At 41.9% G+C, this 559-nt stretch carries 1 protein-coding gene; it reads right to left on the bottom strand.

Features of this window, described 5'->3' with window-relative positions:
* Positions 1–559: hypothetical protein (locus tag ROSEINA2194_RS07965; protein WP_007885406.1), on the bottom strand; the 559-nt coding region annotated here is incomplete at both ends.

Here is a 559-nt window from a genome sequence, read left to right as displayed (position 1 = left end):
CTTAAGGACAAATGTTTGTTCACATTCCAGTTTATTCCACCGAATGTTTCCCAACGGCCGTTGAAATAATAGGCATTTTTAATATTTGCATACGTCTTGCTGAAGTAACGGAAACTGGCCCATACCTTCAAGTCTTTGGTAATGTTGTAACTAGGGTCCAGTTCAATCAGCACCTTCGGAATTTCGGTAACGATATTGCCGGTGGCATTGATACCCGATGTTGTCCCGTCACTAAAGGTCACTCCCGTTTCATACTTCTTATACTTCGGGCTTTGGTAAGTGAACAGGAAGTGGAAATCAAATCCTTTGAAAGGTTTCACCACCGCATCCGTCGTCCACCCTATTGTTTCAATATCATAACTCAATGCGGCCGCCTTAATATCCTTATCATTATTCGGATTAATCAGATTCAAGGTAGAGTTGTTGTTAGTCTTGGCAATGTAACTGAACAGTGAGGTCAGACTAATCCAGTCATTATTGAAATAAATACCCGCACGCCCCAACGGAATTGTAATCTTATCTACATTCGGCATCTCGGCAGGAGCAAAGTTCGACATAT

Origin of the sequence: Roseburia inulinivorans DSM 16841 (assembly GCF_000174195.1) — a bacterium.
Classification (GTDB): domain Bacteria; phylum Bacillota; class Clostridia; order Lachnospirales; family Lachnospiraceae; genus Roseburia; species Roseburia inulinivorans.
This window is presented reverse-complemented; position numbering and strand designations above follow the sequence as displayed.